General features: G+C 67.1%; 20 protein-coding genes and 1 pseudogene. 14 read left to right on the top strand and 7 right to left on the bottom strand.

Annotation, left to right across the window (positions count from 1 at the left end; translation table 11 throughout):
- The first annotated feature begins 148 nt into the window (after positions 1-148).
- Together ACW5DW_RS05860 and ACW5DW_RS05855 are read left to right on the top strand one after the other, a co-directional pair.
- Complete coding sequence (locus tag ACW5DW_RS05860) at positions 149-628, top strand: glycine zipper 2TM domain-containing protein (RefSeq protein ID WP_457017818.1); 480 nt, start codon at positions 149-151, stop codon at positions 626-628.
- Between the two features lie 435 nt (positions 629-1,063).
- Entirely contained in the window at positions 1,064-2,521 is a 1,458-nt protein-coding gene (locus ACW5DW_RS05855) for an amidohydrolase family protein (RefSeq protein ID WP_457017817.1), read from the top strand.
- 225 nt (positions 2,522-2,746) lie between these two features.
- Here ACW5DW_RS05855 and ACW5DW_RS05850 read toward each other — a convergent pair whose 3' ends face one another.
- Positions 2,747-4,270, bottom strand: a complete 1,524-nt coding sequence (locus ACW5DW_RS05850; protein ID WP_457017816.1) for a phospholipase D-like domain-containing protein — start codon at positions 4,268-4,270, stop codon at positions 2,747-2,749.
- Positions 4,271-4,624: 354 nt separating this feature from the next.
- Here ACW5DW_RS05850 and ACW5DW_RS05845 point away from each other — a divergent pair, with 354 nt between their 5' ends.
- From ACW5DW_RS05845 to ACW5DW_RS05825, 5 genes are all read left to right on the top strand, one after another.
- Positions 4,625-5,371: a DUF4410 domain-containing protein gene (locus tag ACW5DW_RS05845; RefSeq protein ID WP_457017815.1), complete on the top strand. Its 747-nt coding sequence runs from the start codon at positions 4,625-4,627 to the stop codon at positions 5,369-5,371.
- Between the two features lie 222 nt (positions 5,372-5,593).
- Complete coding sequence (locus ACW5DW_RS05840; RefSeq protein ID WP_457017814.1) at positions 5,594-6,097, top strand: DUF456 domain-containing protein; 504 nt, start codon at positions 5,594-5,596, stop codon at positions 6,095-6,097.
- Positions 6,098-6,150: 53 nt separating this feature from the next.
- Positions 6,151-7,371 (top strand): mechanosensitive ion channel family protein, encoded by a 1,221-nt coding sequence (locus ACW5DW_RS05835; protein WP_457017813.1) that lies wholly within the window; start codon positions 6,151-6,153, stop codon positions 7,369-7,371.
- Positions 7,349-8,488 carry a phospholipase A gene (locus ACW5DW_RS05830; RefSeq protein WP_457017811.1) on the top strand — a complete coding sequence of 380 codons (1,140 nt, stop codon included), beginning with the start codon at positions 7,349-7,351 and terminating at the stop codon, positions 8,486-8,488. Before ACW5DW_RS05835 ends, ACW5DW_RS05830 begins: the two co-directional genes overlap by 23 nt.
- Before the next feature lie 94 nt (positions 8,489-8,582).
- Positions 8,583-9,848: a phospholipase D-like domain-containing protein gene (locus tag ACW5DW_RS05825; RefSeq protein ID WP_457017810.1), complete on the top strand. Its 1,266-nt coding sequence runs from the start codon at positions 8,583-8,585 to the stop codon at positions 9,846-9,848.
- A gap of 13 nt (positions 9,849-9,861) precedes the next feature.
- On the opposite strand, the gene ACW5DW_RS05820 is transcribed toward ACW5DW_RS05825, so the two are convergent.
- The 3 genes from ACW5DW_RS05820 to ACW5DW_RS05810 all read right to left on the bottom strand — a co-directional run bounded on the left by ACW5DW_RS05820 (position 9,862) and on the right by ACW5DW_RS05810 (position 13,333).
- On the bottom strand, positions 9,862-10,497 hold the full coding sequence (locus ACW5DW_RS05820) for a glutathione S-transferase family protein (RefSeq protein WP_457017809.1): 636 nt from the start codon (positions 10,495-10,497) through the stop codon (positions 9,862-9,864).
- Between the two features lie 66 nt (positions 10,498-10,563).
- A complete protein-coding gene (locus ACW5DW_RS05815; protein WP_457017808.1) occupies positions 10,564-12,099 on the bottom strand; it encodes a fumarate hydratase in 1,536 nt (511 codons plus the stop codon).
- A 220-nt stretch (positions 12,100-12,319) separates the two neighbouring features.
- On the bottom strand, positions 12,320-13,333 hold the full coding sequence (locus ACW5DW_RS05810) for a LacI family DNA-binding transcriptional regulator (protein WP_457017807.1): 1,014 nt from the start codon (positions 13,331-13,333) through the stop codon (positions 12,320-12,322).
- Positions 13,334-13,429: 96 nt separating this feature from the next.
- On the opposite strand from ACW5DW_RS05810, the gene ACW5DW_RS05805 reads away from it, so the two are divergent.
- The 7 genes and pseudogenes from ACW5DW_RS05805 (at position 13,430) to ACW5DW_RS05775 (ending at position 20,933) form a co-directional block, all read left to right on the top strand.
- The gene (locus tag ACW5DW_RS05805; RefSeq protein WP_457017806.1) at positions 13,430-14,482 is read left to right on the top strand and encodes a sugar phosphate isomerase/epimerase family protein; all 1,053 of its coding nucleotides are present in this window, start codon (positions 13,430-13,432) and stop codon (positions 14,480-14,482) included.
- A gap of 43 nt (positions 14,483-14,525) precedes the next feature.
- The gene (locus tag ACW5DW_RS05800; protein WP_457017805.1) at positions 14,526-15,749 is read left to right on the top strand and encodes an MFS transporter; all 1,224 of its coding nucleotides are present in this window, start codon (positions 14,526-14,528) and stop codon (positions 15,747-15,749) included.
- Between the two features lie 10 nt (positions 15,750-15,759).
- Entirely contained in the window at positions 15,760-16,884 is a 1,125-nt protein-coding gene (locus ACW5DW_RS05795; RefSeq protein WP_457017804.1) for a Gfo/Idh/MocA family protein, read from the top strand.
- A 109-nt stretch (positions 16,885-16,993) separates the two neighbouring features.
- A pseudogene (locus tag ACW5DW_RS05790) lies at positions 16,994-17,827 on the top strand (sugar phosphate isomerase/epimerase family protein); the annotation flags it as partial.
- A 15-nt stretch (positions 17,828-17,842) separates the two neighbouring features.
- Positions 17,843-18,466 carry a 3-keto-disaccharide hydrolase gene (locus ACW5DW_RS05785; protein WP_457018416.1) on the top strand — a complete coding sequence of 208 codons (624 nt, stop codon included), beginning with the start codon at positions 17,843-17,845 and terminating at the stop codon, positions 18,464-18,466.
- On the top strand, positions 18,463-20,142 hold the full coding sequence (locus ACW5DW_RS05780) for a GMC family oxidoreductase (protein ID WP_457017803.1): 1,680 nt from the start codon (positions 18,463-18,465) through the stop codon (positions 20,140-20,142). The genes ACW5DW_RS05785 and ACW5DW_RS05780 overlap by 4 nt, the downstream gene beginning before the upstream one ends.
- Before the next feature lie 26 nt (positions 20,143-20,168).
- Complete coding sequence (locus ACW5DW_RS05775; protein WP_457017802.1) at positions 20,169-20,933, top strand: gluconate 2-dehydrogenase subunit 3 family protein; 765 nt, start codon at positions 20,169-20,171, stop codon at positions 20,931-20,933.
- A gap of 86 nt (positions 20,934-21,019) precedes the next feature.
- On the opposite strand, the gene ACW5DW_RS05770 is transcribed toward ACW5DW_RS05775, so the two are convergent.
- The 3 genes from ACW5DW_RS05770 to ACW5DW_RS05760 are packed head-to-tail and all read right to left on the bottom strand — an operon-like array spanning position 21,020 to position 24,053.
- A complete protein-coding gene (locus ACW5DW_RS05770; protein ID WP_457017801.1) occupies positions 21,020-21,808 on the bottom strand; it encodes a 3-keto-disaccharide hydrolase in 789 nt (262 codons plus the stop codon).
- Entirely contained in the window at positions 21,793-22,368 is a 576-nt protein-coding gene (locus ACW5DW_RS05765) for a gluconate 2-dehydrogenase subunit 3 family protein (RefSeq protein WP_457017800.1), read from the bottom strand. Before ACW5DW_RS05765 ends, ACW5DW_RS05770 begins: the two co-directional genes overlap by 16 nt.
- Positions 22,368-24,053, bottom strand: a complete 1,686-nt coding sequence (locus ACW5DW_RS05760; RefSeq protein ID WP_457017799.1) for a GMC oxidoreductase — start codon at positions 24,051-24,053, stop codon at positions 22,368-22,370. Before ACW5DW_RS05760 ends, ACW5DW_RS05765 begins: the two co-directional genes overlap by 1 nt.
- Positions 24,054-24,063: the final 10 nt, after the last annotated feature.

Raw genomic sequence — 24,063 nt, 5'->3', positions numbered from 1 at the left:
GCGCGGCTGAACCGCGACTGCATCGTCCCGGCACGCGTGCCTCGGCCTGCGTGCGTATTGCCGTGATGTTCACCCCGCTGCTTCCAGTATCCGGACCGTGCCGCGCAACGCTGCGGTGTCGCTAGTCCCCTGAGCTCGAGGAGCCCCGATGAACATTCGCATGTGCATGACCTGTGTCGCCACGATCGCCACGCTCGCACTGGCCGGCTGTGCCAGCACTTCGCCCGGCTACGGCTCCGGCTATGGCTCCAACTCCACGGCGCCGCCGTCCGGTCGCTGCTTCGACTGCGGCACGGTGGTGTCGATCCAGGGCGCATCGGGGGACGGTGGCAGCAACGTCGCCGGCCCGGTGCTGGGCGGCATCGTCGGCGCAGTCGCGGCCAAGGAACTGGCGCGCCGCAACACCGACAGCGATGGTCGCCGCAACGTCGCGATCGCTGCGGGCGCCGCCGGTGGCGCCGTGGCCGGCAACGCGATCCAGAACCGCGTCGAATCCAACCGCAGCGGCTATACCGTCCACGTCCGCATGGACGACGGCCGCACCACCTCGGTGCAGCAGGCCGACCTCGCCGGAATCCGCGAGGGTTCATATGTCCGCGTGCAGAACGGGCGCGCCTGGGTGTATTGATTGCAGCTCCCGGTCGCTTGACCTGCCGCTCCTGCCGACTGATTGCAGCTTCCTGTCGACGCCCGCATATGCGGGCGTCGCTTATTCCGCGAGCTGACGCGGCGGTCCCACGTCCCGATTGAAGTCACGGTGCCGGTGCTTCTGTGCCGATGCCGTGCCGCTGTTTCGGAGCGAAGGAGCGAATACGAACCCGTCATCCCGGGATTTCCGCTGTAGGAGCGGCTTCCGCCGCGATATGGAAATCCGAAGCACAGCAAGCGCGCGCCACCCGGCACGTTGTTCGTTTAGAAGACAGATTCGCCAAGCGTAGCGGTAGTGCAGCTGAGTCCTCGTCGGTTTCACTCAATCATCACCCACTTTTAACTTCCGCTGTTTCATCGTCAAACCCGCTAGGGGTGAAGTCGAGCCCGCTCTCCGACTCAATTGGGGAACACCATGCGGAACGTCTTTGCCAGTCTCGCGATCCCGGCACTGATTGGGCTCGTGCTTTGCACCGCCTGCAACCGCCCTGATGATCCGGGCGACGGGCCGGCCAGCGCGACCGCGCCACCTGCAGCAGCGGCCGAGGCCACTGCTCCCACTGCTCCCACTGCTCCCGCTGCGGCCGCCGCCCGGAAACAAGGCGTGCCCGTCACCTTGTTCCAGAACGTACGGGTGTTCGACGGCAAGAGCAGCACGCTGTCGGAATCGCGCAACGTGCTGGTGCGCGGCAATGTGATCGAAAGCATCTCGGCCGAAGCGATCAACGTCCCGCCCGGTGAAGGCGTCACCGTCATCGATGGCAACGGGCGCACGCTGATGCCCGGCCTGATCGACAACCACTGGCACGTCATGTTGGCAAGTATCTCGATGCAGGAGCTGATGAAGTTCGACGTGGACAGCATGACCCGGCTGGCCAACGTAGAGGCCGAAGCCACGCTGATGCGTGGCTTCACCACCGTGCGCGATCTTGGTGGGCCTTCGTTCGCGCTCAAGCGGACCATCGACGCCGGGCAAGTGGTCGGCCCGCGCATCTATCCCTCCGGCGCCATCATCACCATCACCGGTGGTCACGGCGATTTCCGCAGTCTCAGCGAGTTGCCACGGCAGCTCGGCGGACCTTTGTCGCCCATGGAACTCACGGGCGGCGTCATGGTGGCCGATTCGCCCGACGAGGTGCGGGTGCGAGCGCGCGAACAGCTGACACTCGGCGCCTCGCAGATCAAGCTGACGGCCGGCGGTGGCGTGGCATCGCCGCACAGCCCGTTGGACGTGTCCACATTCAATGAAGACGAGTTGAGAACCGCGGTACAGGCCGCCGAGAACTGGGGCACCTACGTCGCCACGCACGCTTACACACCGGCGGCGATGCAACGTTCGATCGCTGCGGGCGTCAAGGTCATCGAACATGGCCACCTGATGGATGATGAGACCGCCAGGCTGATGGCCGAGAAAGGCGTCTGGCTGAGCTTCCAGCCCTTCACCGACCTCACCCCCGGTGCACAGATGGCGCCCGCCAATCGCGCTCGGCTGGCGCAGGTGGTCACCGGGACCGAACGGACCGTGGAACTGGCGAAACAATACGGATTCAAGATGGCCATCGGAACCGACATCCTGTTCTCGGCGGCCGATGCCGCCGGGCAAGGAGCGGTTCTGACCAGGATGGGCAAGTGGTACAGCGCACCGGAAGTGATGAACATGCTCACCGCCACCAATGCCGAACTGCTGAAATTGTCGGGCCCGCGCGATCCCTATCCCGGCAAGCTGGGCGTGGTGGAAGAAGGCGCCTTGGCGGACCTGTTGCTGGTTGAGGGCAACCCGCTGGAAAACCTCAAGCTGATCGAAGACCCCAAGAAGAACTTCCTGGTCATCATGAAGGATGGCGGGATCTACAAGAACAGCCTCGAACCATAAGGTTGGCGGCGCGAGTCCGGGTTGAACCCTTGTCCGCGAACTTGTTCGTGCGCCCTTGGATCTTCCGGCTCTGTGCCGGGGTCGGCCCGCTCATCAGCGCGACGTCCCCCCGGTTTTGAGTAGCGTGGCGACCTGGAGTCCAATTCCCCAAAGCGAGGAGATTGGACGCGAAGAAGCGCGCTTTGACCAGACATCCGTCTGAAGACGGCGCTTGATCCGGCGGCCTCAGAGTTGCGATTCGATCGGCAGCACACTCGCCAACCAGGCCAGAATTCGTCGCGACACATCCGCTTGCGGATCGCGCGTCCAGACGTGGTACCCGTCGCTCCAGCGCAGGCGGTTGCCGTGCAGCGTGACCTTCCAGGCGCGCTCGCCCTGCAGCTTCGCGTCGAACAGACGCGTCAGTTCTGCAGCCAGCACGGGGTCGGTCACCAGGATGCCCTGTTCGGTGTTCAGCGACTTCGAGCGCGGATCGAGGTTGTAGGAACCGACGAAGATCTGCTGGTCGTCGACGATCATCGCCTTGGTATGCAGGCTGGTGCCCGACAAGCCCATCAGGCTGTATCCGGGATCGGACGTGCCGACCGGCCTGAGCTCCCACAGTTGCACCCCGCCGCGCAGCAGCGGGCGTCGCGATCGCATGTAGCCGCCGTGCACGATAGCCACGTCGGTGGCGGCGAGCGAGTTGGTGAGGACCTGCACCTCCGGGCCGCGTTGCGCGGCGGCGACCAGTTCCGCGGTGCCGCTTGCAGCGGGTACGAAGTAGGGCGTAAGGATGCGCAGATTCCGCTGCGCCTGACGCACAGCGGGCAACAGCACGCGCAGCACCTCGGATCGATCCGTCATGTCCAGCCGCTTCTTCAGCGGATCGTCGCTGACGAAGCGCCAGGCGGAATGCCATCGCAGGTAGGTCTCGCCGGCAAGCAGCGCCTGCACCTGCGGATCCTCGCGCAGCACTTGCGCGAAGTCGCTGGCCCTGAGCTCGGCCGGGCTGTCGTCGAGCACGCCGCGCAACCGCCGCAATGCCTCGGGCGAAACGGATCGCGACGAGAGTTGCGCGATCGGGAAACTGGATGGCGAGTTCCAGAACCGGTCGAACGTGGCGCTCACTTCCCGCACCACGGGCCCCACCATCAACATGTCAAGATCGATAAAGTTGCCCACCGGTCTCGCGTCGAAGTATTCGTCGCCGAGGTTGCGCCCGCCGACCAGTGCGATGCGGTTGTCGGCGATCCAGCTCTTGTTGTGCATGCGGTGGTTGAGGCGGCGAAAGTCGGTGGCGAACTCTCCTGCCTTGCGCGCCAGTCCGCTGCGGCTGACCAGCGGGTTGTATATCCGCACCTCAAGATCGGGGTGCGCGTCCAGCGCGGCGAATCCAGCGTCATTCGCACGCGCCGGGAAGTCGTCCACCAGGATGCGGACGCGGACGCCGCGGTCGGCCGCCAGCAGCGCCTGCCTGGCCAGCAGCTTGCCGGTCAGGTCCGCATTCCAGATATAGGCCTGGATATCGAGGCTGGTAGTCGCAGCCTGCGCGCTGTACGCGCGCAGGGCATAGGCATCGGAGCCGGTGGCGACCAGGCGGAATCCGGACTGGCCGGGATGGCGTGCCTCCATCGGGACGACCCGCTCGGCGATCGCACCGTCGGTTGCCGGCGCAGGCGCGAATTCCTCCGGAAGTTCGCCGCGCGGCGGCAATTGCGCGCACGCAGTGGGCAGCAGGCATAGCGCAAACGCGACGGCTCCACGCACGGCGACCTCCTCAATCCTCACAAGCGATGTTACGGCACTCAAGTGAAAGAGAGAGGCCGTCCCTCTTCAGCTGGACCGTCTGGATACGGCACTGTGGTCCGTCCAGTGCACGCACGGTCGCTGTCAGAAACTTGCCTCCAGGTAAGCAATGACAGCCTTGACCGGGACATGTTCCTTGACTCGATAGAAGCGCTCGCATCTTGACGAGGCGCTTCACACCGTTTTTACCCGCCAGGGTTAAGCATCCGAATCTGCGGCTTGGCAATTTGCGCCGGCTGAATCGGCTTCGATCGCGTGTCTGAAACTTTGGAAAGACACGCGGCTCATTGACGAGGTCACCTAGGAAGAACCGACATGGCACAGGGAATCAAGTCCGCCGTTGTAAAGGTAGCGACGCCTGCAGGCCACATGGGGCTGTCAGCGAATCGACGTGTCGTGGTGGCGCTGTGGTTCGTCGCGATCGCGGTGGTCTGTGTCGGGTGCGCTGGGGCTCGCGTCAAGAACGTGCAGGCGGATCATTCGCTCGCGCTGCCGCGGCCTGCGCGGATCGTCATATACGATTTCACCACCGGCCCGACCGATGTCCAGATGCTCTTTTCACCTCGCCAGGAGGGAGAGCACGCGGTATTGACGCAAGAACAGCCCGACCTGCTCGCCGAGGCGGTGGCGGACAGCCTCGCGACCAGGCTGGTCGAGGGTATCCGTTCGCTCGGTCTCCCCGCCGAGCGCGTCGCCGGTGCCGCCCAGCCCGAGATGAACGATCTGGTGATCGAGGGCGACTTCGTGCGCATCGACACGGGATCGCGAGCGCGGCGGTTCGTGATCGGATTTGGCATGGGGGCGAGCGAGTTGCGCACGCGGGTCCGGGTCTTCCAAGTGACTGCGGAGGGGTGGAAGCCAGTACAACAATTCGAGACGGTGGCCACTGGCTCCAGACTCCCCGGGGCGGCATTTGGCACCGCGGTCGCTGGCTCGGCGGCGATCTCCGCTGGCATCGCCGGCGTGAGGGAACTTCGCACCGCCATTGATGCCGATGCCGGGCGCACAGCTGAGCAAATCGCGGGGAACGTGTCGGAGCTTAAGACTGCCCAAGGCTGGTAGCCGCCACGCTTGCGTCGTCAGGACCAAGGTGCGCATTGAACGCATGCGTCCAGGACCGACCCGGATGCCCGTCTGTATCATGACGCAGAGCTCGGATTTCTCTCTCCCGTCGACATGACGCAGGGTCCGGATTCCTGTCTCCGGTCGACATGCCGCCCGCGCAGACGCCCGCTTTTTGCCAGAATGCCCGGACGGCGGCGTCCCGCCGATTCCGGAGCGTCCATGGAAGCGCAATCGATCTACTACGCCCTTGCCCTGCTGCTGGTGCTGGTCGGCATCGCCGGCACGGTGCTGCCGGCGTTGCCCGGGCTGCCGCTGGTCTTCGCCGGGATGCTGCTGGCCGCGTGGGCCGGCGGGTTCGAGCTGATCGGCGGATGGACGATCCTCGTACTGGCGATACTCACCCTGGTTTCGATCGGGGTGGACTTCCTTGCTTCGGCGGCGGGCGCCAGGCGCGTCGGCGCCAGCCGGCTGGCGGTGATCGGCGCGCTGGTGGGAACGGTGGTGGGGCTGTTCTTCGGCCTGGTCGGCGTGTTCGCCGGCCCCTTCGTCGGCGCCGTGATCGGTGAACTCATCGACCGGCGCGGCCTCGCGCATACCGACCTGGGGCGCGCCACCAAGGTCGGCATCGGCACATGGTTCGGGATCTTCGTCGGGATCGTGCTCAAGCTCACGCTGGCGTTCGCGATGATCGGCGTCTTCGCCCTGGCCTGGTGGACCGATTGACGCCGCCTTGCCATCGCGACGATAGACTGCCGCTTTCCCCACGATCCTTCCGCATGTCCGCATCACCGTCGCGCCCCCGGCGCACGTTCGGATACTTGCTGCTGTCGCTGCTGCTGCTCGCTGCGATATCCGCGCCGGTCGCAGCGATGCAGGCCGTTACGGCGCCGCAGCCCGTTGCCGCTCCAGCAACGAACGCGTCCAGCGAGGCGGGAGATGGGCAGGATCCGTCGGCGGGACCGACGACGCTTCCGCCACCGCAAACCGACATCCGCGGCCGCTTCGATTACGCCTTCGACAAGCTCGGCGCCGGCCTGGGCGACTTCCTTGCCTGGCTGCCGCTGCTGGCGGTTGCGCTGGCGATCGTGCTGTTTTCCACCTGGCTTGCCGGCTTCATCTCCCGGCGCCTGCACCTGCTGCGATTGCGCACCGACAACCCCTACATGAACGGGTTGATCCGCAACGTGGTGCGCGTGGTGATCATCCTGTTCGGCGTGGTGATCGCGCTCAACCTGCTCAATGCCACTGCGCTGGTCACCGCGGTGCTGGGTTCTGCCGGCGTGGTCGGCCTGGTGCTCGGCTTCGCGTTCAAGGACATCGCCGAGAACTATGTCGCCGGGATCCTGCTGAGCCTGCGCCAGCCGTTCTCGCCGGGAGACCACGTGGTGGTCGACGGCAACGAGGGCAAGGTGGTGTCGCTGCATTCGCGCACCACCGTGCTGATGACGCTGGAAGGCAACGAGCTGCGCCTGCCAAATGCGCTGGTGTTCAAGGCGATCATCCTCAACTATTCGCGCAATCCCAATCGCCGCTTCGACTTCACCATTCCGATCGACGTCAGCCAGTCGATCAGGACTGCGCAGTCGCTGGCGCTGGAGGAGATCTGCGGGGTCGAAGGCCTGCTGCTGGACCCCGGCCCCTCGTGGACTGTCCACGAGTACGGCACGGCCGGCATCGTGCTGCGCTTCTTCGGCTGGGTCGACCAGCGCGAAAGCGACCTGGGCAAGGTGCGCAGCGAGTCCATCCGCCTGGTCAAGGTCGCCTTCGCGCGACAAGGCATCGAACCGCCGCGCTCCACCCATCACATCCTCACCGCACACCAGCCCGCCGACGAAGCACCCGCGACGCAGCCCGAGCCGGTCCACGGCACCGAGACCGACACGTCGGTCAACCGCGACATCGACCGCCAGCTGGCGCGCGCGCAGGAAGCCGCCGCGGCCGACACCAACCTCCTCGAACCGCCACCTGCCCACCATGACCCGCAATCACCTGCGTGACGCACTACTCGCCGCACTCGCCATGGCGAGCGCCCCCTGCCTGGCGCAGACACCCAGCTCGCTGGAGGCCTGCGCTGCGCTGCAGGTCGACGCGGCGCGCCTGGCCTGCTACGACGCCTTGGCCGGGCGCAGCACGGCGGATCCCCTGGAGGCCGACCAGACCGCAGTCAGGGCGAGACAAGCGCTGGACGCCGCGCCGGACGCGGCCGATCGCGAACACGATGCGGATGGCAGCCTGTTCGCGCATGAAACGCGAGCCGTCGCCGCGCTGGCCAACGCCGGCCGCGGTTCGCTGCTCGACAGTCGCTGGGAGCTGGCGCGCGACTCCAAGCTCGGCATCTTCAATTTCCGCGTCTACAAGCCGGTCTACCTGATGCCGATGTTCTGGACCTCGGACGTCAACGACATGCCGTCCTCGGCCAATCCGGACAACACCGCCACCTCGCCGACGGACCTGGACGCGCTGGAGACCAAGTTCCAGCTCAGCTTCAAGACCAAGGCGGTGGAGAACCTGTTCGGCGACAACGGCGACATCTGGATGGGCTACACCCAGAGCTCGCGCTGGCAGGTCTACAACACCGAGGAGTCGCGCCCGTTCCGCGAAACCAACTACGAGCCCGAAGTGCTGCTGGTATTCCGCAACGGCTACAGCATCGGCGACTGGAAGGGGCGCATGGCCGCGGTCGGGATCAACCACCAGTCCAACGGCCGCGGCGATCCGCTGTCGCGCAGCTGGAACCGGGTGATCTTCAACATCGGCCTTGACCGCGACAACTGGGCGCTGATGCTGCGGCCCTGGATCCGCGTGGGCGACGGCAGCGACGACGACAACCCCGACATCGAGGACTACGTCGGTCGCGGCGACGCGACCCTGACCTACCTGCGCGGCCGCAACGAATTCTCGCTGATGGCCAGGCATTCGCTGCGCGGCGGCGACCGCTCACGCGGCGCGCTGCAGTTCGACTGGGGTTTTCCGATCCACGAGTCGCTGCCGATGCGCGGCCGCCTGCAGGTCTTCCACGGCTATGGCGAGAGCCTGATCGACTACAACCACAAGGCCAGCTACGTGGGCCTGGGCATCTCGCTGCAGGAGTGGTTCGCCCCGCGCGGGAATTGACCAAGACCAGCCGGGTCGCCCGCGCCGTGGCCGCCACGGACCAGTGCACCGACGCAGCCCGATACCCTGGCATACGCTTTTCCGGAGCCGCCGCATGAACTGGATGATCGCGTTGACAATCGTGGCCACGATCGTGGCCGCCGTGGTGGCGATGAACTTCGCCACGCCCGAGAAGAAAATCGAGCGCAAGGTCGAACACCGCCACGGCGTGCCCGATCCGCAGTTCAAGCGCGAGATGTCGGTGCTGCTGGGTCCCGCCATCCTGCGCGGAAACCGCATCCAGGCCTTCCACAACGGCGACGAGATCTTCCCCGCCATGCTCGAGGCGATCCGCGGCGCCCGGGCCAACATCACCATGGAGACCTACATCTACTGGTCGGGCGAGATCGGACGCGCTGTCGCCGAAGCGCTCAGCGAACGCGCGCGTGCCGGCGTCTGCGTGCACCTGGTGGTGGACTGGGTGGGCAGCCTGAAGATGGACGACGAACTGCTTGGGCTGATGGAGGACGGCGGCGTGCGCGTGGAGCTGTATCGCCCGCTGCGCTGGTACAACCTGGGCCGCATGAACAACCGTACCCATCGCAAGCTGCTGGTGGTGGACGGGCGCATCGGTTTCACCGGCGGCGTGGGCATCGCCGACCAGTGGACCGGCCACGCGCAGGACCCGGAGCACTGGCGCGAAACACATTTCCGCGTCGAGGGGCCGGCGGTGGCGCAGATGCAGGCCGCCTTCAACGACAACTGGATCAAGACCACCGGCGAACTGCTCAACGGTGCGGACTATTTCCCCGCTCTGGAGCCGGCGGGGGATGCCGATGCGCACCTGTTCGTCGCATCGCCCGCCGGCGGCAGCGAAAGCATGCACCTGATGTACCTGACCTCGATCGCCGCGGCCTGCCGCAGCATCGACCTGTGCGCGGCCTATTTCGTCCCCGATCCGCTGATCGCCAGCGCGCTGCTGGGCGCGCGCGAACGCGGGGTACGCGTGCGGGTGCTGCTGCCGGGCAAGCACATCGACTCGGAAACGGTGCGCCATTCCTCCAGGGCCTCGTGGGGCGAGCTGCTGGCGGGCGGCGTGCAGATCCACGAGTACCAGCCGACGATGATCCACGTGAAGCTGCTGGTGGTGGATGGCGAGCTGGTGTCGGTGGGCTCGACCAATTTCGACATCCGCTCGTTCCGCCTCAACGACGAGGCCAGCCTCAACGTCTACGACCGGGAATTCGCCGCGCGCATGACCGAAGCCTTCGAGCGCGATCTCGAACAGACGATCGAGTACGACTACGCCATGTGGGAGCGCCGGCCGCTGCGCCACAAGCTGGTCGAGAAGCTGCTGCGTCCAGTGCGCTCGCAGGTCTAGACGGCGCGCGACCTCAGGTCCAGTCGGTCAGGCCCTCGCGCCGGCAGACCTCTACAAACGACGGCAGCGCCTTCATGCGCGCCGCATGCGCGACCAGCGCCGGCCAGCTATCCGTGGGCCGCGGCATGTTGCGCGACCAGCGCATCAGCATGGTCAGCACGAAGTCGGCTGCACTGCGTTGCGCGCCAAGCAGGTAGGGGCCACCGAGGCGCAGGTGATCCTCGACCTGCTGCCAGGCGGCTTCCAGCTCCGCCAGCGCGCGCGCCTGTACCTCGGGGACCTGTCCTTGCCCCGCCGGCTCGTCGGGGTAGAACCAGCGCCGGTACGCCGGCATCAGGCTGTAGGCGCAGAAGAACATCCAGCGGTAGTACGCCGCGCGCTGCGGCGTGCCCGGTTCGGGTGCCAGGCCGCCGTCCGGATGCAGGTCGGCCAGGTGCATGGCGATCGCGGCGGACTCGGTCAGCACCTGGCCGTCGATCACCAGGGTCGGCACGCGACCCTGCGGATTCAGCGCCAGGTAGTCGGCGGACTTGTGCTCGCGTCGGCCGAAATCGAGCATGCGCAGCTCGTGCGCGATGCCCAGTTCGATGAGCAGCCAATGCACGACCAGGGAGGCCGTGCTCCTGGACCCGTAAAGGACGACAGCCATGGCGCGGACCTGAGGATGCGGGAGGCGAGTATGTCCTGTCGCCCGACACGCGGCACGCGACGCGTCTCAGGCGACCTCGACCACCGGGATCTTGCCGATCCGGGCCTGCCACTGCCTCGGGCCGGTCTGGTGCACCGACTCGCCGGTCGAATCGACCGCGACGGTCACCGGCATGTCCTTGACCTCGAACTCGTAGATCGCCTCCATGCCCAGGTCCTCGAAGCCGACCACCCTCGCGGCCTTGATCGCCTTGGACACCAGGTAGGCCGAACCGCCGACCGCCATCAGGTAGACCGACCTGTGCTTGCGGATTGCCTCCAGCGCCACCGGGCCGCGCTCGGCCTTGCCGATCATGCCCAGCAGGCCGGTCTGGCTGAGCACCTGCTCGGTGAACTTGTCCATGCGCGTTGCCGTGGTCGGGCCGGCCGGGCCCACCACCTCGTCGCGCACCGGATCAACCGGGCCGACGTAGTAGATGAATCGGCCGCGGAGATCGACCGGCAGCTTCTCGCCCTTGTCGAGCATGTCGACCATGCGCTTGTGCGCGGCATCGCGGCCGGTCAGCATCCTGCCGTTGAGCAGCAGCACTTCGCCGGGCTTGAAGGTGGCGACGTCTTCGCGGGTGACCGTATCCAGATCCACGCGGCGCGCGTTCTGCGGGTTGTAGGTGAGCTTGGGCCAGTCTTCGAGCGACGGCGGATCCAGTGCGACCGCGCCGCTGCCGTCGAGGGTGAAATGCGCGTGGCGCGTGGCGGCGCAGTTGGGGATCATCGCCACCGGCAGGTTGGCCGCGTGGGTCGGGTAATCCTTGACCTTGATGTCGAGCACCGTGGTCAGGCCGCCCAGGCCCTGCGCGCCGATGCCCAGCGCGTTCACCTTTTCGTACAGCTCCAGCCGCAGCTCCTCGGCGCGGTTGGAGGGGCCGCGCGCGATCAGGTCCTGGATGTCGATCGGCTCCATCAGCGACTCCTTGGCCAGCAGCATCGCCTTCTCGGCGGTGCCGCCGATGCCGATGCCGAGCATGCCCGGCGGGCACCAGCCGGCGCCCATGGTCGGCACGGTCTTCAGCACCCAGTCCACGACCGAATCCGACGGATTGAGCATGGCGAACTTCGACTTGGCCTCGGAGCCGCCGCCCTTGGCCGCCACGATCACGTCGACCTTGTCGCCGGCGACGATCTTCATGTTCACCACGGCCGGGGTGTTGTCCTTCGTGTTCTGGCGCTTGCCGGCCGGATCGGCCAGCACGCTGGCGCGCAGCTTGTTGTCCGGATGGCGGTAGGCACGGCGCACACCCTCGTTGACCGCATCCTCCAGCGAGCCGCTGAAGCCCTCCCAGCGCACATCCATGCCCACTTCCAGGAACACGGTGACGATGCCGGTGTCCTGGCAGAGCGGGCGGTGCCCTTCGGCGCACATGCGCGAGTTGATCAGGATCTGGGCAATCGCGTCCTTGGCCGCTGGGGATTCCTCGCGCTCGTAGGCGGCGGACAGGTTCCGGATGTAGTCGACCGGGTGGTAATAGCTGATGTACTGGAGGGCGTCGGCGATCGACTGGATCAGGTCGTCCTGCTTGATCGTGCGGGTAGAAGCGAGGGTCACGGCTTGCTCGGCGGCTTGCGGGAAACGGCCAGTTTAGCTGCGCGGAGCGCGCTCGCCCCCGTTCCTGCGGGTCCATGGGCGCATCGATCCTTTCCGCCGGCGGGAAGGGAGCACGGCATCCGGCGCCCACGCCCCTGCTGCTCGCCCCCGCGCTGCGGGAAAGTTCTGGGGGGGGGGCGGCCCCCGAGCCTCGCGGCTACCCTTGCACCATCACCATGCGTCAGACGCGTCCATGCGGCGGCGCGGCGGTGGACCCGCGCAGCATCAGGCTGAAGTCCAAGGTCTGCTGATGCGGCACGTCCACGGACTCGATGATGGCAAGCAGGAGCCTGGCCGCGCGGACGCCGATCTCCCGCATGGGCTGACTGATGGTCGTCAGCGGCGGGCTCAGATAGCGCGAGGATGCCAGGTCGTCGAAACCGACCACCGAGAAATCCTCCGGCACCCGGATGCCCAGGTCCCTGCAGGCCGCGAGCACCCCCAGCGCCATCTGGTCGCTGAAACAGAATGCGGCGGTGGGCGCGGGCGCCTGGCCCAGAAACCGCGTCGCGGCCACGTAGCCGGATTCCACCGTGAAGTCCCCCGGCACCGGCATCAGCAACTCCAGGCGGCCGTGCGCCAGGGCCGCGGCCCTGGCGCCTTCCAGGCGCTGGCGATGCAGCGGATTGTCGGGCGGACCGCCGACCACGGCGATCCGCGCGTGCCCCAGCGTATACAGGTGCTCCATCGCCGTGCGCGACGCGGCCGCGTTGTCGATGTGGACGCTGGGAATCCCCAGCGTCGGATCGAACTCGCATCCATTGACCACCGGCGCCGTCGCGCCGAGCCGCCTGACGATCTCCCGCGCGGTCGGCGGAAGCCGATGCCCGAGGACGATCATGCCGTCGGCCTGGTTGCGCGGCAGCATCTGCGCGTAGCGCTCCTCCCGCTCCGCCTGGTGCTCGGTATCGCCGAGCAAGACCGCGTAGCCAGCCGCCTGCGCGGCGTCCTCCGCACCCTTGAGGACCTGGGCAAAGAACGGGTTGCCGATGTCCGGGACCGTGATCAGGATCTTGCCGCTGCGCTGGGTCTTGAGCGTCCGGGCCACCGCATTGGGCACGTAGCCCAGCACGGCGGCAGCCTGCTCGATGCGCTTGCGCGTGTCCGGCAGGACCTTTTCGGGCCGCGAGAGCGCGCGGGACACGGTGCCTGCCGAGACGCCGACGTACCTGGCGATGTCGTAGATGGTGGCCATGTCCCCGTCCCGGATGCGCCCGATGCAGTGCACAACGCGTGCCCCGATCATCGCATGCTAGGATCGAATGCAATCGATTGCATCAGGTGGCTCGGCATGCGGACACTCCAGGGCCCGGCGCTGTTCCTGGCCCAGTTCATCGGCGACGAGGCTCCGTTCAATCGCCTGGATACCCTGGCCCAGTGGGCCGCGGGCCTCGGCTATCGCGGCGTCCAGGTGCCGACCAGCGCGCCGCACATCTTCGATCTCGCCCAGGCTGCGCAAAGCCAGGCCTACTGCGACGATCTGGCCGGCATGCTGGCCGACCACGGGATCCGGATCACCGAACTGTCCACCCATCTGCAGGGACAGCTGGTGGCCGTGCACCCGGCCTACGACGCGATGTTCGACGGCTTCGCGCCGCCGGACAGGCGCGGCGATCCCGCGGGCCGGCAGGCCTGGGCCGTCGAGCAGCTGACGCTGGCGGCACAGGCCAGCCAGCGCCTGGGCCTCAAGGCGCACGCCACCTTCTCCGGCGCGCTGGCCTGGCCCTATCTCTATCCCTGGCCACAACGCCCGCCCGGCCTGGTCGACGAGGCCTTCGCCGAACTCGCCCGCCGCTGGCGCCCGATCCTCGATGCTTTCGACGACTGCGGCGTCGACCTGTGCTACGAGATCCATCCGGGCGAGGACCTGCACGATGGCGCGACCTTCGAGCGCTTCCTCGACGCCGTCGACCACCACCCGCGCGCGAAAATCCTCTACGACCCCAGCCACCTGCTGCTGCAGCAGATGGACTACCTGGGCTTCATCGACCGCTACCACGCGCGCATCGGCATCTTCCATGCCAAGGACGCCGAGTATCGTGCCGATGCGCGCAGCGGCGTGTATGGCGGCTACCAGGACTGGATCGACCGCCCGGGCAGGTTCCGCTCGCTCGGCGACGGCCAGATCGACTTCAAGGCGATTTTCTCGAAGCTGGCCCAGTACGACTTCCCGGGCTGGGCGGTCGTGGAGTGGGAGTGCTGCCTGAAGCACCCGGAGGACGGCGCGCGCGAGGGGGCGGCCTTCATCCGCGAGCACCTGATCCGCGTGACCGAACACGCGTTCGACGACTTTGCCGACGGCGGCGCCAGCCCACAAGAGCTGCGCGGCATGCTGGGGTTGTGAATCCACACCGTTTGATCCGGACACCGACCTGGGAGGAGAAGTGATGACGTCCACGATGTCGCGCCTTGGCGTGATGATGTTCCTGCAGTTCTTCATCTGGGGCGCGTGGTTCGTGACCCTGGGCACGTACCTGGTCAATGGGCCGCTGCAAGCCAGCGCAAGCCAGGTGGCGACGGCCTTCCTCAGCCAGTCTGTCGGTGCGATCGTCGCGCCGTTCCTGGTCGGGCTGATCGCCGACCGCTACTTCGCCGCCCAGCGCATCCTGGCGCTGCTGCACCTGGCCGGCGCTGCGCTGATGTGGGGGGCGTCGACGGCTACCAGCTTCAATGCGTTCTCCGGGTTCGTCTTCGGTTACATGCTGCTGTTCATGCCGACGCTGGCGCTGGCCACCAGCATCGCGATGCGGCACATGCAGTCACCGGAGAAGCAGTTCCCGCCGGTGCGCGTGGCCGGCAGCATCGGCTGGATCATTGCGGGCGTGCTGATCGGCTGGCTGGGCTGGGAGCAGACCCAGCGCCTGGACCTGACCTTCAGGATGGCCGCCATCGCCTCGGCGGTGCTGGGCCTGTACGCGCTCACCCTGCCACACACGCCACCACTGGCGCGCGAGCGCGATGCGAAGCTTGGCGAGATCCTGGGGCTGGATGCGGCGCTGCACCTGCTCAGGTCGCGCGCCTACCTGGTGTTCTTCCTGGCCTCGATCGCGATCTGCATCCCGCTGTCGTTCTACTACAACTTCACCAACCCCTTCCTCAATGACGTGGGCGTACGTCGCGCGGCCGGGCTGCAGTCGCTGGGCCAGGTGTCCGAAGTGCTGCTGATGCTGGCCATGCCGTTCCTGTTCGTGCGCCTGGGGGTGAAGGTCATGTTGGCGGTGGGCATGGCCGCGTGGGTGCTGCGCTACGTGATGTTCGCCTTCGGCGACGCGGACGCGGGCTTCGCCTTGCTGGTGATCGGCATCGTGCTGCACGGCATCTGCTACGACTTCTTCTTCGTCACCGGCCAGATCTACACCGACGCCCATGCAGGACCGGGCTTCCGCAGCAGCGCGCAGGGCTTCATCACCCTGGCCACCTATGGCGTGGGCATGCTGATCGGCACCTTCCTGTCGGGCGCGGTCGTGGAGTACTACACCACCGACGCCGGCCCGGACTGGGAGAGGATCTGGCTGTTCCCGGCCGCGGTCGCATTCGTGGTGCTGGTGGCCTTCCTGTTCCTGTTCCGCGAAGGGCGGGTCGCCGCGCCTGCCGCTTCCTCCGCGCACTGAGGCCTGCACGATGAGCACCCTTGGAGTCGCCATCGTCGGCACCGGCATGATCGGCGCGGTGCATCGCCGCGCGGCGGTGCTGGCCGGCGCCGTGGTCCGCGGCGTGGCCGCGTCCTCGCCTGCACGAGCGCAGGAAGCGGCTCGGGCCTGGGGCGTCGCGCGTGGCTATGGCGGCATCGAAGACGTCATCGCCGATCCGCAGGTGCAGGTCGTGCACGTGTGCACGCCCAACCACCTGCACCGGGCGATGGCGCAGGCGGCGCTGGAAGCGGGCAAGCACGTGATCTGCGAAAAGCCGCTGGCGACCACGCTTGAAGACGCCCGCGCGCTGGCCGCGCTGGCCAAGTCCACCGGGCAGGTGGCCACAGTGCCCTTCGTCTACCGCTACCATCCGGTGGTCCGCGAGGCGCGTGCGCGCATCGCCGCAGGCGAGCTGGGTCCACTCCGGCTCATCCACGGCAGCTACCTGCAGGACTGGCTGCTGGATCCGGCCAGCAACAACTGGCGGGTGGACCCGGCCCTGGGCGGTGCGTCGCGCGTGTTCGCCGACATCGGCTCGCACTGGTGCGACCTGGTCGAATGGGTCGGCGGCGAGCGCTTCGCCGAAGTCAGCGCGGCGTTCGAAACGGTGATCGCCGAGCGCGGCGTGGCCTCCGGCAAGAGCTTCGCCACGCCTGCGGCCGGCGGTGACACCCGCGCGGTGTCCAGCGAGGACGTGGCCGCGGCCATGTTCAAGACCGGCAACGGCACCCTGGCCACGCTCACCGTCAGCCAGGTCTCGGCCGGGCGCCACAACCGCCTGTGGTTCGAGATCGACGGGGCGAAGGCCAGCGTGGCGTTCGACCAGGAGGACTGCGAGCGGTTGTGGATGGGCTATCCGGACCAGCGCGAGGAAGTGTTCGTGCGCGGACCGGGCGCCGGCAGCGCCGAGCAGCGGCGGCTGTCGGTGCTGCCCGCCGGCCATGCGCAGGGCTATGCCAACTGCTTCGAGGCCTTTGTCGCCGACACCTACCGGGCCATCGCGGGCGAACGCCCGGAAGGCCTGCCGACGTTCGAGGACGGCCTGCGCTCGGCGCTCATCGTCGATCGCGTCATCGCTTCGGCCAGGTCGCGCGCATGGACGCCGATCGGCTGAGTTCCCGCGGCGCGGCCGGCTGCGTGCCGATCCGCGCCGGTGCATCCACCTGCCATGCCTCGTGCCTGGCGTGGGTTCCGTTCCGTCACCCCGATTCCCGGAGGACATCATGACCATCCGTACCCTGCGCAGGATTGCGGCCGCCGCACTCGTGCTCTGCACCGCCCTGCCCGTCTGCGCACAGCAGGGCGATGCCGCCAGCCCCCTCGCCGTGCAGATGTACACGCTGCGCAACGTCGGCTCGCTCGAGGAGCAGCTGAAGATCGTCCACGACGCGGGCATCCACGCGGTGGAGACGGTCGGTGCGCAGAATGTCCCGGCCGCGGAGCTGAAACGGCTCCTGGACAAGTACTCGATCGAGGCGATCGCGAGCCACGTGGCGCTGTCCGAGCTGCGCGGCGACCTGGACGAGGTGGTGGCGTTCCACCGCGCCATCGGCAACCGCGTACTGGTGGTGCCGTACCTGCAGGAAGTCGAGCGGCCGACCGACGCGGAAGGCTGGCGCGCGCTGGGCCGCGAGCTGGGCGCCCTGGCCGAACGCCTGCAGCCGATGGGCATGCAGCTGGCGTACCACAACCACGAGTTCGAGCTGGTCGAATTCGACGGCGTGACGGGGCTCGAGCTGCTGTTCGAAGCCGCCGGCCCGGCGCTCGCCGTCGAGCTGGACCTGGCTTGGGTTGCGCGCGCCGGCCACGATCCGGCGGCGTTCCTCGGCAAGTTCCCCGGACGTGTGTACTCAGTCCACGCCAAGGACAACGCGCCGGAGGGCCAGGCGAAGGAAGAACAGGGCTTCGCTGCCGTGGGCAAGGGCGTCCTCGACTGGAAGGCAATCCTTCCCGCCGCCGCGGACGCGGGCGTGAAGTGGTACATCATCGAGCACGACCTTCCACGCGACCCTGCCGCCGTCATCGGGACGGGCGCGGCCTTTCTCGGCGACCACCTCGCCCCCGACAACCAGCTGAGCAGGCAGGAACAGGACGACGGCTGGCAACTTCTGTTCGATGGCAAGGACCTGTCGCAGTGGCGCAACTTCAAACAGGACGGGCTGAGCGACAAGTGGGTCATCGAGGATGGCGCCATCAAGCTCACCGGCGCAGGCGGCGGCGACATCCTGACCAGGGCTCAGTACCAGGACTTCGACCTCACGCTGGACTGGAAGATCGCAGAAGGCGGCAACAGCGGCATCCTGATCCTGGCGGATGAAACCGGCGAACACATCTATTCGCACGCACCGGAAATCCAGATCCTGGACAACGAACGCCATCCCGACAACAAGCTGGACACCCATCGGTCCGGCTCCCTGTACGACATGATCGCCTCACCTGCGGCCTCGCACAGGGTCGCCGGCGAGTGGAACCAGGTGCGCATCCTTCTGGACCAGGGCCAGCTGACCGTCTGGCAGAACGGCGTGCAGACGGCATCGTTGGAAATCCACGGTCCGGAGTGGCAGCAGTTGGTGGCGGCAAGCAAATTCGCCAACTGGCCGGGGTTCGCCGCCAACAGCAGCGGCCATATCGGCCTGCAGGATCACGGCGACGTGGTGTGGTTCAAGAACCTCAAGATCAAAGAACTGAAGCGATGAGCGATCCCGCCTATTCCGTGCTGGTTGTCGGCTCGGGCGCCGGCGGCGCCATGGCCGCCTACGAGTTGACCCGACAGGGCCACAAGGTGCTGCTGCTGGAAGCCGGCCGCAACTACGACCCGAGAACGGAAACTCCGATGTTCAGGCCCAACTCTGTCGCACCGCTGATGGGCGCCTCTACACCGGACAAGGACTTCGGCTTCTACGATTCCACCGTCGGCGGCGGTTGGCAGGTGCCGGACGAACCCTACACCACCGCCGAAGGCACCGAGTTCCTGTGGTGGCGAGCCCGCATGCTGGGCGGCCGCACCAACCACTGGGGACGCTACTCGCTGCGTTTCAGCGAACATGATTTCAAGGGAAAAAGCCGGGATGGCCTTGGCGCCGACTGGCCTATCGACTACGACGATATCGCCCCCTGGTACGACAGGACCGAAGCCCTGGTTGGCGTTTGTGGCACCAATACCGGCCTGGATGACATGCCACCGTCGTCCGATGGGGTGCTGCAGCCCCCACCCGTACCACGGGTACCGGAGTTGCTGATTGCCGCTGCGGCGAAGAAGCACGGCATTGCGTCAGTGCCGATGCACCGGGCCGTGCTGACCAGGCCGCTGGATGACCGTGCTCCTTGCTTCTATGCCACGCCCTGCGGTTACGGCTGCTCGATCGGTGCCGCCTTCCAGACCACCACCTCGCTGCTGCCGATGGCGCAGGCCACCGGCAACCTGCAGATCATCACCGATGCCATGGTCAGGACCGTGACCACCGATGCAGGCGGCCACGTCACGGGCGTGATCTATGTCGACAAGAAGACCGGTACTGAACGGCAACTGGGCGCGAAAGTGGTGGTCCTGGCAGCCAGCGCCTGCGAGTCGGCGCGCATCCTGCTCAATTCAAGAAGCGCCAGCCACCCGGACGGACTGGCCAATTCCAGCGGCCAGGTCGGCCGCAACCTGATGGACTCCACCGGCGCGAGCCTGTCGGCGCTGGTCCCGGCACTGATGAACCGGCCCCGCTACAACGAGGACGGCCACACCGCCAACCACCTGTTCATTCCCTGGTGGGGACACAAGGCACACGCCAACAAGGAACTGGATTTCCCGCGCGGCTACCACTTTGAACTTGGCGGACGCTTCGCCGAGCCGGGTGCCTATGTCAGCGGCGACCTGCAAGGGTATGGCACCGCGCTGAAACAGCAGGTGCGCGCGCATTACGGGGCTTACGTTTCATTCGCTCTACGCGGCGAGATGCTGCCGAACGAGCATTGCTACATGGACATCGATCCACGGGTCACGGACAAATGGGGGATTCCGGTACCCCGTTTCCACTGGCGATGGTCGGAAAATGAACTCAAGCAAGTAGAGCATGGCCTGAGAACCGCCAAGGCCATCCTGGAAACCATGGGTGCGACTGTCGGCGAGTTGCCCGCTGCAGAAGATGCGATCAAGAAAGGTGGCGAGATCATTCACGAGGTGGGCACCACCCGGATGGGCGGCTCGAGCAAGGACTCGGTGACCAACCAGTGGGGGCAAAGCTGGGACTGCCCGAACCTGTTCGTGATGGACGGCGGCGTGTTCGCCTCCAATCCGCACAAGAACTGCACCCTGACCATCATGACGCTGGCGATGCGCAACAGCGCCTGGCTGTCCACCCAACTCGAGGCGGGGGCGCTGTGATGCAGAAACCTCCGCAGGACCCGGGCATGGCTGTCCATGCAGACGGCGACGCACCTGCCTATGCGAACAGGTTGAGCCGGCGCGACTCGCTGAAGCTGCTGGCCGCACTGGCTGCAAGCGCCATGCTGCCTGCACTGTCCGCTTGTGATTCGACATCGACGGAAGATGCCGCCGGTGGCGTAGCGGACCAAGGGCATTGGCCGGAGCTTGAACTGCAGCCTGTGACGGCCAAGGGTTATGGCAAGGATCCGGACCTGATGGTTCCGCCGGAAGCGCCCTGGCCGCTGACGTTGACGCCGGCCCAGCTGTCGCTGCTGGCATTGCTGTCGGACATCATCGTGCCAACGGAAGGCCAGTCGCCGTCGGCGTCCGCGGTGCAGGTGCCGACAGTGATCGATGAATGGGTGAGTGCACCCTATCCCGACCAGCAGCAGGACCGGCTGACCGTCCTATCGGCCCTCGCCTGGCTCGACGACGAAGCCGCCCTGCGCTTTTCGCAGCCATTCACGGCACTGGGCACGCCGCAGCAGCTGGCGATCATCGATGACATCGCCTACGACAACGAACAGACCCCACGGCAGTTCCAGCGCATTGCCCAGGCCTTCGGCAGGATGCGCAACCTGGTATTGGCAGCCTATTTCTGCACGCCGGAAGGCATGGAAGATATCGGCTACCTGGGCAATGTGGCCATTGCCGGGACTTACCCCGGCCCGACGCCAGAGGCCTACAGCCATCTGGATACGGTACTGGCAGAGCTCGGGCTGAGCGAGTTCTCCTATCCGGTGGGCTAGCCGTCATCCCCGGCCGCACGGGCAGCGCGCGCGACCGCACCTGCGTCGTCGCACGCTGCCGGATGGGCGCAGGGCTCCACGCGTCCCTACAGCTCCCGCACCCAGATGTTGCGGAAGCTGATTTCCGAATCGTGGTCCTGCAGGTAGATCGGCGCGCAGCCGTGCGGAGAGTACGAAGGCGGGCCGCGGTACTCGGTGGTGCCGGCGATGACGGTATCGTCCTGCGCCAGCACGCCGTTGTGCAGCACGGTGATGCGCGCGGGCGCGAGCAGCCCGCCGCCTTCGGAGAAGCGCGGCGCCTTCCAGATGACGTCATAGGTCTGCCAGGCGCCCGGCGCGCGCGAGGCATTCACCAGCGGGATGGCCTGCTTGTAGATCGAGGCCGCCTGGCCGTTGGGATAGGTGGCGTTGTCGTGGCTGTCGAGCACCTGCAGTTCGTACAGCTCCTGCAGGAAGATGCCGCTGTTGCCGCGGTTCTGGCCGTCGAGACCGCTGGTCTGGATCGGCGTGCGCCACTCGACATGCAGCTGGATGTCGCAGAAGCGCTGCCGGGTGCGGATGCCCTTGCTGCCAGGCAACACGGTGACGGCGCCATCGGCCACCGCCCACAGTGCCTCGCCACCCTGCTCGGATTCCCACGCCGTCAGGCCGCTGCCGTCGAACAGCACCACCGCATCCGATGGCGCCGCGCCTGCGGGCGTGGCCACGACCGCCGGCACCGGAGCCCAGGCTTCGGTCTTCGCCGGATCGGCCGATGGATCATGGGCCAGTGCAACCGCGCCGGCCAGGACGCCGCCGGCCAGCAGGATCGCGCGTGTGGCCAGGACGTGACTCCGCGAATGGCGGAAGGGGCCGCGCATCACCGTGTCGCCCATGCCGGCGTCCCCGGCTCGTAGGGCAGGTCGCCGTCGTAGTGCCCGGGCACCGGGTCGTAGCGCAGCACTTCGGTGGCGCCCACCTTCGAGGTGAAGAAGCTGAAGAGGACCAACTGCTTGATCATCGTGAAGTAATGCACCCCGCCCCCGCTGCCCGAGCCATCGGCGGCCACCCACGCCCGGCGGGCCTGTTCCCCCGCCTCCTGGTCCAGTCCGGTCACCATCTGCAGGCGGACCGCCGGCGGCAGGGCCAGGAAACTTCCAGCGGCGCGCCTGTCCAGGTCCATCAATCCGGCACGGAAGGCGGCCTGGTCCTCGCCGCTGTAGCAATCGGTGACGAAGCGCGCCATGAACGCGCCCACCTCCGCATCCTTCGCCCCGGGCGTGTCGGTGCGCGGGATGATCGCCTCGGCGATCTCGTCCAGCAGGGCCACGTCGTCCGCGGTGAAACCGGCGGCGCCCTGCGCGACGGGTGCCTGTCCGAGGACGAAGGCCGGCATGCCGAGCATCGCCACGCCGGTGGCGGACGCAATCATCTTCAGCAGTTCACGGCGTTCCATCACAGGTTCCCCGCCTTGAGCTCGCGCACCGCATGGTCGGCGGCGCGCGCGGTCAGCGCCATGTAGGTCAGCGACGGATTGACGCAGCTGCCCGAGGTCATGCAGGCCCCGTCGGTCACGTACACGTTCGGGGCGTCCCACACCTGGTTGTGCGCGTTGAGCACCGAGGTCTTCGGGTCGCGGCCCATGCGCGCCGTGCCCATCTCGTGGATCGCCATGCCCGGCGCGTAGTCGCCATCGTAGCTGCGCACGTCGCGCACCCCGGCCGCCTCCAGCATCTCGGCGGCGTCGGCGCCCATGTCGCGGCGCATCGACTTCTCGTTGTCACGGATCGAGACGTCCATCGCCAGGACCGGCAAGCCCCACTTGTCCTGCGTGCCGTGGTCCAGGCGGATGGTGTTGTCGTGGTAGGGCAGCATCTCGCCGAAGGCGGTCATGCCGATGCTCCAGTCGCCCGGCATGCTCGCGGCTTCCTTCAGGCCGGCCCCGATGCCCATTTCGGCGACGCTGCGCGACCAGTCCTGGCGGCTCGCGCCACCCTGGTAGCCGAAGCCGCGCAGATAATCGCGCCGGTCGCCGCCGACGTTGCGGAAGCGCGGAATATAGAAACCGCAGGGACGCCGGCCGGAGTAATACCTGTCTTCAAAGCCATCGACGATGCCGTGCGCGCCGACCTGGAAGTGGTGGTCCATGACGTTGTGGCCCAGCTCGCCCGACGACGAGCCCAGGCCGCCTTCCCACACGTCGGTGGCCGAGTTCATCAGCACCCAGGTCGAGTTGAAGGTGGATGCGTTGAGGAAGATGACATTGGCCGTGTAGAGGTAGGTCTGGCCATTCTCGGCATCGACGATCTCCACGCCGCGCGCGCGCCGGCGGTCCTTGTCGTACACCACTTCCTTCACGATCGAGAACGGACGCAGGGTGAGGTTGCCGGTCTGCATCGCCGCCGGCAGGGTGGCCGACTGGGTCGAGAAGTAGGCGCCGAACGGGCAGCCCAGGATGCACTTGTTGCGGTACTGGCAGTTGGCCCGGCCCTGCTCTGGACGCGGCTCGGTGATGTTGGCGGTGCGCGAATGGATCATCCGCCGCGTGTCGCCGAAGGCCTTGCGGATGCGCGCCGCTACATCCTTCTCGACCACGTTCAGCGGGATCGGCGGCAGGAACTTGCCATCGGGCAGCACGTCCAGGCCCTCGACGGTGCCGGCGATGCCGGCAAAGGTCTCCACGTGGTCGTACCAGGGCGCGATGTCGGCGTAGCGGATCGGCCAATCGGCGGCGATGCCCTCGCGCGCGTTCGCCTCGAAGTCCAGGTCCGACAGGCGGTAGCTCTGCCGGCCCCACAGCAGCGAGCGCCCGCCGACGTGGTAGCCGCGGAACCAGTCGAAGCGTTTGGTTTCGTTGTACGGACATTCCGTCTCGTCGGCCCACATCCCGTGGGTACTCTCGGACAGCGGGTAGTCGCGGCGCAGGACCGGATGCGCTTCCTTCATCGCCTGGGTGGGCACGTTGCGATGCGGGTAGTCCCAGGCCTCGTTGCCCGCGTTGACGTAGTCCTTGATGTGCTCGATGTTGCGACCGCGCTCGAGCATCAGCACCTTGAGTCCCTTTTCAGCCAGTTCCTTGGCGGCCCAGCCACCGCTGATGCCCGAGCCGACGACGATCGCGTCGTAATGATTGTTCGCCATTGAGACTGCG

Source organism: Luteimonas sp. A482 (assembly GCF_054072655.1).
Note: the sequence above shows the minus strand (reverse complement) of the source record. Positions and strands in the feature narration are given on the sequence as shown.